Below are 8413 nucleotides of genomic sequence, written 5' to 3'. Positions count from 1 at the left end.
ATCTGCAATTTCGCATTCCCGTGTAGAGCGGCGCAATCTCCGCCCACTGTTCATCCGTCAAGTCGCTCGGGTACGCCCTGCGTTTCTTTTCTTTTTTCATATCCACATTCTACTACTTCTTTCCCTATTTGTGAATACGGTTTCTAAACCCCGTGTTCTTCCACTTTATCCGAACGAAGCGGCCCTATGTGGTGATGAAGTACGCCATGACCCTGGGCGGCAAGATCGCCACGGCCGCCGGGGCCGGGGGTGGCGCTTCCGGCCCAGGCGGTGCGTCTGCGGAAGACCACCGTCACCCCCTGGGGGAGGATTTTTTTGCTGGAAGGGGAGGTGGACGCAGATGTTCACGGGAATTGTTGAGGAGATGGGAGCCATCCGGCGGGGGCCCGCGCGTCGGTGCTCTCCATCGGGGCGCGGACAGTGTGCGCGGATCTGTAGACCGGTGACAGTGCGGCGGTAAACGGGGTGTGACTCACCGCCACGACGGTGGACGGCGGAGGCTTTACCGCCGACGTGATGCACGAAACCCTGCGCCGCTCCTCTCTGGGGGCGCTGGGGCCGGGAAGTCCCGTGAACCTGGATCGGGCCATGGCGGCAGACGGCCGGTTCGGCGGCCGCATCGTCTCCGGCCACATTGAAGCACCGGCGCCATCACCGCCTGGCGGCAGGACGACAACGCCGTGTGGTATACCATCTCCGCCGTCCCGGACCTGCGGGAGTACTGGATTGGAGCCCAGATCCTCCGGGACCTGGGGGTCAAGACCATGCGGCTGCTCACCAACAATCCGGACAAGATCTACCAGCTGTCCGATTTCGGACTGGAGATTGTGGAGCGGGTGCCCATCCAGAGCCCCGCCACGGCGGAAGACTTATTTTACCTGCGGACCAAACAGCATCGCATGGGCCACCTGGTTCAGTACTGAGCCGCACACCGGATTTTGAACGCATTTGACAGACAGGAGGAGCACACCATGAAAATCTACGAGGGAAAACTGGTATCTGAGGGCATTCCGGCCGGTGTCGCCTGCACCCGGTTCCATGAGTTCATCGTATCCAAGCTGCTGTCCGGCTGTGAGGACAGCCTGCTGCGCCACGGCGTCTGGGAGGAGGACATCAGCGTGGCCTGGGTTCCCGGGGCCTTTGAGATCCCCCTGGTGGCCGCCAAAATGGCCAAGAGCGGGAAGTATGATGCCGTCATCGCTCTGGGGGCGGTGATCCGGGGCTCCACCAGCCACTATGACTATGTGTGCGCGGAGGTGTCCAAGGGCATCGCCCAGGCGGCGCTGAGCAGCGGCGTACCGGTGTTGTTCGGGGTCCTCACCACGGATACCATTGAATAGGCCATTGAGCGGACCGGCACCAAGGCGGGCAATAAGGGCGCCGAGTGCGCCCAAGGCGCCATTGAGATGGTGAATTTGCTGCGGACCATGGATGTGTGACAGCGGCGGGAGAGCCGCAGCTTTGCTGTCAGAACAGAACGTGCCTTGTACGGAACGGCGGATTGCAAAAGGATGCAACCCGCCGTTTCTGTGTCCTTGGGCCTTGTCCAAGGGGGTGGTCTCGCCTGGCGGCGAAAGCGGCCCCGCAGTGGAAGGAACGGGACAGGGATATGAGCGGCAGCCGTAAAGGAGCCGCCTTTGTACTTGTACAGCCGCCGCATCTGCCGGATTTTCTCCGGGATGTCCAGCTCCTCCGGCTCAAAGCCCGCGCCCCGGGCGGGCAGCGCCGTGTCCTGACAGACCGCCATCGGTTTTGTGGGCGGCGTATCCAGCACGATGTTGCAGCCCCGCGCCTCGTCCGCGTCAACCGCCCGGTCAAAGAGCCGGAAGACCACGTCCGGCTGTGTGCTGTTATCAAACAGGAGCTCCACCCATTTGCTCCCCTTCATGCGGAAGGGCGCAGTCAGATAGGGCGCCGGTCTCTCCCAGAGGACCTGCCGGCCGCATTTGAGGTCGCACCGCTGGATCTCTATCCCAGTGTCGAAGTCCCACTGGCGCATGAGCTGGGCCAGCCGCTTCCCCGTGCGTGGGTTCGCCAGGACCGAAGAGCCGGGGAAGTCCGCCCGCTTGCTTCCTCCATGCTGGCCCGGCGGCGGTCCGCAAGGCCGTCTCCGCCCCCCCCCCCCCCGCAGAGGGGGCAGACCCTGGCCCGGCGCCCAAAGGCCCCCTTCGGAATAGGATGTAGGGGGGGCGGCGGGCATCCATTTCAGTGTGGCCGCAAGGCCGGAACAGGAGGCGCATCTATGTTTCTGACAAACCATCTGAGGACCATTTGGGGGGCGTCTCAGGAGAGCTGTTTGACCGTCCTCCGGGCCGCCGGGGGCGCGTGATGATCATTCACAAGGACTACCCCTGCAGCCCGGAGAACTGCCGGCGGGGACGGATGCAGCCCATCTCCTTCCTGGTATACCACTATGTAGGGGCCACCGGCGGGGCGGAGGCCAACGCCCGGTATTTTCACACCACGGCGGGGACCGGGGCCAGCGCCCACTACTTTGTGGGCCGAGAGAGCGAGGACGCCGCCGTCTGGCAGAGCGTCCCGGAGGAGGACACCGCCTGGCACTGCGGGCGGACCGACGGGCGCTACAGACACCCCGCCTGCCGCAACGCCAACAGCATCGGCATCGAGATGTGCTGCCGCCAGGACCCACAGGGGAACTGGACCATCGACGAGGCCACCTATGCCGCCGCCGCAGCGCTGGGGCGGGACATCATGGCCCGATATGAAATTCCGCTGGAGCATGTGCTCCGTCACTACGACGTCACCGGGAAGCTCTGCCCCCTGCCCCTCATCGACGAGGACAAATGGACGGCCTTCAAGGCCAGATTGGAGGAACCTATGACGCAAGAGCAATTTAACCAGATGATGGACGTCTGGCTGGACCAGCGCGGAACCCAGCCGCCTTCGGACTGGGCGTCCGCAGCCTGGAACAGGGCCGCTGCCACCGGGATTTTTGACGGTACCGCCCCCCAGAGGGCCCTCACCCGGGAACAGGCCGCCCTGGTGCTGGACCGGCTGGGCCTGCTGGAGGGGAAACCATGAAGGAGCGTTTGCTGCGGCTGCTGACGGTAAAGAGCATCGTCGCCATCCTTCTCACCCTGGTCTTCGCCTACTTGTCCGTCTGCGGCCTGGTGGCGGCGGACCAGTTCCTCACGGTGTTTACCGTCATCATCGCCTTTTACTTTGGAACCCAGGCGGAGGAGGCAAATCAGAACAGAGAGGGCTGACGGCGCCTGGTGTCGAGGGATTTTGGCCCGCGCAGATGAAATCAAAAAGGGCGCCCTGCGCAATCCTTGGATTGCGCAGGGCGCCCCGGCCGGTTTATAGGGGAGAGGCAGCTCCAAAATCAGGCATAGGCAAAGAACGCCTCATAGGTCAGCGTTTCCGCGCCGGGGACCTGCCGGTTTGGTATGTGGACGATATTCCGGCGGGCGCTTACCGCTCCTCCTGGTAATAGCCCTGAAAGATGCCGCTGTCCTTCAGGGAAACCATGTCATCGTCGGCGAAAATCAGGTGGTCCACCAGCTCCACCCCCACGCTCTGTAGGATGCCCCACAGGCGCCGGGTGGTGGTCAGGTCGGCCTGGGAGGGCAGGGCCAGGCCGGAGCTGTGATTATGGGCCAGGATGACGCAGGTGGCGTTACAGGCCAGGGCAGCCTCCACCACCTTCCGGGATGTGATGTCGGCGGCGTTCACCGAGCCCTCTCCCAGCTTCCGGCAGCCCAGGACCTTGTACTTGGCGTCCATGCACACCAGATAGACCATCTCGTTCCGGCCCCCCTGGCGGTAATAGGGCATGAGGTAGTTCCGGGCCGCCAGGGTGGTGTCCAGAATGGTCCCCAGAGAGGCCCGGTCCTCCAGGTAGCGCCCCGCCAGCTTGGGCACCAGCTTGAGGAGCACGGCGGTGTGCTCCCCCACTCCCTGCACCTTCCGGAGGGATTCCGGCAGGGCGTCCATCACTCCGGCCAGGGAGCCGAACTGGTTGAGCAGGGTGTGGGCCAGGCCGTTTACGTCCCCCTGGGGAATGGCGTAGCACAGCAGAAGCTCCAGGAGCTGGTGGTCGTGGAAATCCTCGCCGTGGGCCAGAAACTGGGCCTTGAGCCGCTTGCGGTGGCCGTCGTGGAGCCCCACGCTTCCTCCCTCCCCTCTCTCCCGCCGGGGTCCTCAGCGGGCGCCGTACTCGGCCAGATAGGCCTCCATCCGCACCAGCGTGGCGTCGTCCAGCCAAACCTTCCCGTCCAGCTCCCGATTGTGGAGGAAGGCCATGATCTCCCGGACGGTGACGATGGGGCAGACCGCAATGCCGTAGTCCTGCCGCAGCTCGTCCAGGGTGGAGCAGTCCCGGGTCCCCCGCTCCATGCGGTCCACGCTGACAAAGAGGGCCCGAATGTCCACCTTTGCCACATCCCGGAAGAGGGCGATGGACTCCCGGACGGCGGTTCCGGCGGTGACCACATCCTCCACAATGGCCACCCGGTCCCCGTCCTGGGGCTTGTACCCCACCAGGGACCCCCCCTCCCCGTGGTCCTTGGCCTCCTTGCGGTTGAAGCAGTAGGGCAGGTCCCGGCCATAGTTCCGGTAGAGAGCGGCGGCCGCCGAGACCACCAGAGGGATGCCCTTGTAGGCCGGCCCGAAGAGGCAGTCGATGCCATCAGGGAACTGCTCCTGGATGCAGGCGGCATAGTAGTCTCCCAGCTTGCCGGCCTGGGCCCCGGTCTTGTAGTTTCCGGTGTTGATGAAGTAGGGGGTCCTCCGGCCGGACTTGGTGACGAAGTCCCCAAAGGTGAGCACGCCGGAGCGCACCATGAAGGCGATGAACGCTTCCTTGTAGGTCATGGGCATGAACGGACATCCTTTCTGCCATTTTTTCAATTCAGCTGCCATATTATATCACTTTCTATCCGGGCTGACAATGGAGAAATCCCCGGAAACCCAGGTGGAAATCCGTATAAAAGCCTTGCAATCGCGGGATACCTATGGTATACTGTTTACGCTATGTATGTAAGTATCCGTCAAGAGTGGGGCCCTCCCCGCTCTTTCTTATTGAAAAAATATGAGCTGTAAAATTATGTAAAATTGGTGGAGGCGGGGTATCTATGGCAAAGGTGAGCGACCTCACGGCGGCGCTGGCCGGGCCCATCGCGGCGGAAAACGGCTGCACCCTCTGGGACGTGGAGTACGTCAAGGAGGCGGGGGACTGGTACCTGCGGGTCTATATTGATAAGGAGGGCGGGGTGTCCATCCAGGACTGCGAGGCGGTCAGCCGCCCCCTCAGCGACGCCCTGGATGAGGCGGACCCCATCGAGGGGAGCTATATCCTGGAGGTCTCCTCCGCCGGGGCCGACCGGGCCCTGAAGAAGCCGGAGCATTTCCGGCGCTTTCTGGGCAGCCAGGTGGATGTGAAGCTCTACCGGGCCCGGGAGGGGCGCAAGGAGCTCACCGGGACCCTGCTGGGCTGCGAGAACGGAGACGTGACCCTGGCGCTCTCCGGGGAGCCAGTGGTCCTGGAGAAAAAGGACGTGGCCCAGGTCCGGCTGCATGTGAGCTTTTAAGGATACGGGAAGGAATAAGGGAGAGAAAAGGATATGCCGAGAAAAAACGCGAAAAAAGCCAACGGCGGTGAGAACGCCGGCCAGGAGTTCTTTGCCGCCATCGCCCAGATTGAAAAGGAGAAGGGCATTCCCGCCGGCTACATGATGGAGAAGATCACCCAGGCACTGGCCTCCGCCTACAAGCGGGACCACGAGGGGGCCGGGGACAACATCGAGGTCAAGGCCAACCCCGAGACCGGCGAGGTGCGGATGTATATCCTCAAGGACATTGTGGAGACCGTGGACAATCCCGCCGCCGAGATCTCCCTGGAGGAGGCCCGGAGCGCCATCCCCTACGCCCAGCTGGGGGATGTGGTCCGCATCGAGGTAAAGCCCCGGAACTTCGGCCGCATCGCCGCCCAGACCGCCCGGCAGGTCATCATCCAGGGCATCCGGGAGGCCGAGCGGAGCATGGTCTACGACGAGTTCAGCTCCAAGGAGCACGAGATTCTCACCGGCGTGGTCACGCGGATCGACCCCCGGAACGGGGCGGCCAGCCTCCGCATCAGCTCCAGCAGCGAGTACACCGACGGCTTCCTGGCCCCCGGCGAGCAGGTCCGGGGAGAGGTCATCCGCGAGGGGGACCGGCTGAAGGTCTATGTGGTGGAGGTCCGCCGGTCCACCCGGGGGCCCCAGGTCCTCCTGTCCCGGACCCACCCCGGACTGGTCAAGCGCCTCTTTGAGCTGGAGATTCCCGAAATCTACGACGGCACCGTGGAGGTCAAGTCCATCGCCCGGGAGGCGGGCAGCCGCACCAAGATCGCCGTCTGGTCCGCCGACCCCAACGTGGATCCCATCGGGGCCTGCGTGGGCCCCGGCGGGTCCCGGGTCAACAGCATTGTGGAGGAGCTCCACGGGGAAAAGGTGGACATCATCAAGTACAGCGAGGACCCCGCCCAGTATGTGGCGGCCGCCCTCTCCCCGGCCGACGTGATCAGCGTGGACCTCTTCCCCGACGGCAAGAGCTGCCGGGTGGTGGTGCCCGACGACCAGCTCTCCCTGGCCATCGGCAAGGAGGGCCAGAACGCCCGGCTGGCCGCCAAGCTCACCGGCTTCAAGATCGACATCAAACCGGCATCCGACCCCGGCGAGCTGCCTGAGCCAGAGGAGGACCTGCTGGTGGTGGATGATGAGACGCCCGAGGATATCCTGGAGGAGCCCAGGGACCTCTCGGAGGCGTCTGAGGATATTCTGGAGGAGTCCGGCGGAGACCAGAGGGAGGACTCTGGCGGCATCCAGGTCTGACCGCAGGAGAAGGGAGGCGGACGCCCAATGCCGAAAAAGATACCCATGCGCCAGTGCGTGGGCTGCCGGGAGATGAAGGAGAAGCGGCAGCTCATCCGGGTGGTGAAGTCCCCGGAGGGGGAGATTTCCCTGGACTTCCGAGGCAAGAAGCCGGGCCGGGGGGCCTACGTCTGCCCCGACCCGGAGTGCCTCAAGCGGGCCCGGAAGGCCCGGGCTCTGGAGCGGGCCTTTTCTATGGCCCTGCCCCCGGAGGTCTACGCGGCCCTGGAGGAACAGATGAAGGAGGGGGACCAGGATGGATAACGCCCTGCATCTCATCGGCCTGGCCCGGCGGGGCGGGCGCCTGGAGGCGGGGGAGGAGCCCGTGGGGGCCGCCGCCCGAGCCGGTCACGCCCGGCTTCTGGTGCTGGCCGCTGACGCCGCCGGAAACACCCTCCGGCGGGCCGATCACTTTGCCCAGGCGGGGCGGGCTCCGCTGGTCCAGTGCCCCTACACCAAGACGGAGCTGGGGCTGGCCGCCGGCCGGGGGAGCTGCGCCATGCTGGCCTTCACCGACGCCGGACTGGCCGCCGCCTTCGCCGGGCGGCTGGCCGCCCGGAACGAGGCCGCCTACGGCGAGACCGCCCGGCTCTTGGCGCACCGGGCCCGGCGGGTGCTGGCCCGGCAGCGGGAGCAGCGCCGCCATGAGAAGCAGCTCCAGCGGGCCAAGGCCCATCCCTGGGCCCCGCCCAGGGCGGCGGCCGGCCGGAGTGGAAAACCAAAACCCAACCACGGACCCGGAAAGGGTACAAAGCGCGGAGGAGGGCGTCAGGTGACGTGAAAAAGACAACATGAGACCCCGTACCAGAGCAGGGGAGAAACCATTTTTTTGCGGAGCGCTTCCATACGAAAGCCGGAAGGCCGGCCCTTTGGGTTTTCGTATGGAAGCGGTCCCAACATCCAATGGAGGGATATCATTTGAGCAATTTCATTAAATACAGAGTCCACGAGGTGGCCAAGGACTTTAAGCGGCCCACCAAAGAGATCACCGATATTCTCACCAAATACGCCGCCACCCCCAAGAACCACATGCAGGTTCTGGAGGACGGCGAGCTGTCCATCATCTTCGACTATCTCACCCAGCACAACCAGGTGAAGAACATCGAGAGCATCTTTGCCGACACCTACCACGAGCCCAAGCCCGCCCCGGAGGCCAAGCCCGCCGCCCCCGCCAAGCAGCCGCAGGGAGAGGGCAGGCAGGGCCAGAAGGCGGCCGCCCAGGGCGGCCAGAACGCCCCCAAGCAGGGCGGCCAGAAGGGGGGGCAGCAGCAGGGTCAGAAGCCCCAGCAGGGCCAGGGGGCGTCCCAGCAGCAGAACCCCGGCCGGAAGGTCCCGGAGAAGAAGATCGTGGACACCCGGAAGGGCGGAAGCGTCAACCTGGAGAAGTACGACCAGCGGCTGGAGGATCTGGCCGCCGGCAAGGCCAAGCAGATGCAGGCCGGCAAGCAGAAGTTCCAGGGGCGGAACCAGCAGCGCCGGGGCGGCGGCTTCCAGGGCAGCAAGCGCCGGGCGGAGGAGCAGGAGAAGATGCGCCGCCT

At 64.8% G+C, this 8413-nt stretch carries 8 protein-coding genes and 3 pseudogenes; 9 read left to right on the top strand and 2 right to left on the bottom strand.

Annotation, left to right across the window (positions count from 1 at the left end; all coding sequences use genetic code 11):
• Window positions 1-707 precede the first annotated feature (707 nt).
• The 4 genes and pseudogenes from Q0K09_RS09765 to Q0K09_RS09750 form a co-directional block, all read left to right on the top strand.
• Window positions 708-923: pseudogene (locus Q0K09_RS09765) on the top strand (bifunctional 3,4-dihydroxy-2-butanone-4-phosphate synthase/GTP cyclohydrolase II); the annotation flags it as partial.
• A gap of 48 nt (window positions 924-971) precedes the next feature.
• Window positions 972-1439 (top strand): annotated as a pseudogene (gene ribE, locus Q0K09_RS09760) (6,7-dimethyl-8-ribityllumazine synthase).
• Window positions 1440-2328: 889 nt separating this feature from the next.
• Complete coding sequence (locus tag Q0K09_RS09755) at window positions 2329-3042, top strand: N-acetylmuramoyl-L-alanine amidase (RefSeq protein WP_294475761.1); 714 nt, start codon at window positions 2329-2331, stop codon at window positions 3040-3042.
• Window positions 3039-3227, top strand: a complete 189-nt coding sequence (locus Q0K09_RS09750) for a hypothetical protein (RefSeq protein WP_294475760.1) — start codon at window positions 3039-3041, stop codon at window positions 3225-3227. The genes Q0K09_RS09755 and Q0K09_RS09750 overlap by 4 nt, the downstream gene beginning before the upstream one ends.
• Before the next feature lie 208 nt (window positions 3228-3435).
• On the opposite strand, the gene radC is transcribed toward Q0K09_RS09750, so the two are convergent.
• Together radC and pyrE are read right to left on the bottom strand one after the other, a co-directional pair.
• Window positions 3436-4131 carry a DNA repair protein RadC gene (gene radC / locus Q0K09_RS09745; RefSeq protein ID WP_294475759.1) on the bottom strand — a complete coding sequence of 232 codons (696 nt, stop codon included), beginning with the start codon at window positions 4129-4131 and terminating at the stop codon, window positions 3436-3438.
• A gap of 33 nt (window positions 4132-4164) precedes the next feature.
• The gene (gene pyrE, locus Q0K09_RS09740) at window positions 4165-4836 is read right to left on the bottom strand and encodes an orotate phosphoribosyltransferase (RefSeq protein ID WP_294475762.1); all 672 of its coding nucleotides are present in this window, start codon (window positions 4834-4836) and stop codon (window positions 4165-4167) included.
• A 260-nt stretch (window positions 4837-5096) separates the two neighbouring features.
• Between pyrE and rimP the strand changes: the two genes are divergently transcribed.
• The 5 genes and pseudogenes from rimP to Q0K09_RS09715 all read left to right on the top strand — a co-directional run.
• Complete coding sequence (gene rimP / locus Q0K09_RS09735) at window positions 5097-5552, top strand: ribosome maturation factor RimP (protein WP_294475755.1); 456 nt, start codon at window positions 5097-5099, stop codon at window positions 5550-5552.
• A gap of 33 nt (window positions 5553-5585) precedes the next feature.
• Window positions 5586-6836, top strand: coding sequence for a transcription termination factor NusA (gene nusA, locus Q0K09_RS09730; protein ID WP_294475753.1), 1251 nt, complete (start codon window positions 5586-5588; stop codon window positions 6834-6836).
• A 27-nt stretch (window positions 6837-6863) separates the two neighbouring features.
• Entirely contained in the window at window positions 6864-7139 is a 276-nt protein-coding gene (locus Q0K09_RS09725) for a YlxR family protein (protein WP_294475751.1), read from the top strand.
• Window positions 7132-7656, top strand: a complete 525-nt coding sequence (locus Q0K09_RS09720) for a 50S ribosomal protein L7 (protein WP_294475749.1) — start codon at window positions 7132-7134, stop codon at window positions 7654-7656. The genes Q0K09_RS09725 and Q0K09_RS09720 overlap by 8 nt, the downstream gene beginning before the upstream one ends.
• A gap of 137 nt (window positions 7657-7793) precedes the next feature.
• Window positions 7794-8413 (top strand): annotated as a pseudogene (locus Q0K09_RS09715) (translation initiation factor IF-2 N-terminal domain-containing protein); the annotation flags it as partial.

The organism is uncultured Intestinimonas sp. (assembly GCF_944387725.1).
In the GTDB taxonomy this organism is placed as follows: domain Bacteria; phylum Bacillota; class Clostridia; order Oscillospirales; family Oscillospiraceae; genus Intestinimonas.
Note: the sequence above shows the minus strand (reverse complement) of the source record. Positions and strands in the feature narration are given on the sequence as shown.

Excerpts from the sequence above, each read along its gene's own strand:
- Q0K09_RS09755 (WP_294475761.1), top strand. The coding sequence starts at position 2,329 with ATGATCATTCACAAGGACTACCCCTGCAGCCCGGAGAACTGCCGGCGG.
- Q0K09_RS09750 (WP_294475760.1), top strand. The coding sequence starts at position 3,039 with ATGAAGGAGCGTTTGCTGCGGCTGCTGACGGTAAAGAGCATCGTCGCC.
- pyrE (WP_294475762.1), bottom strand. The coding sequence starts at position 4,836 with ATGACCTACAAGGAAGCGTTCATCGCCTTCATGGTGCGCTCCGGCGTG.
- rimP (WP_294475755.1), top strand. The coding sequence starts at position 5,097 with ATGGCAAAGGTGAGCGACCTCACGGCGGCGCTGGCCGGGCCCATCGCG.
- nusA (WP_294475753.1), top strand. The coding sequence starts at position 5,586 with ATGCCGAGAAAAAACGCGAAAAAAGCCAACGGCGGTGAGAACGCCGGC.
- Q0K09_RS09725 (WP_294475751.1), top strand. The coding sequence starts at position 6,864 with ATGCCGAAAAAGATACCCATGCGCCAGTGCGTGGGCTGCCGGGAGATG.
- Q0K09_RS09720 (WP_294475749.1), top strand. The coding sequence starts at position 7,132 with ATGGATAACGCCCTGCATCTCATCGGCCTGGCCCGGCGGGGCGGGCGC.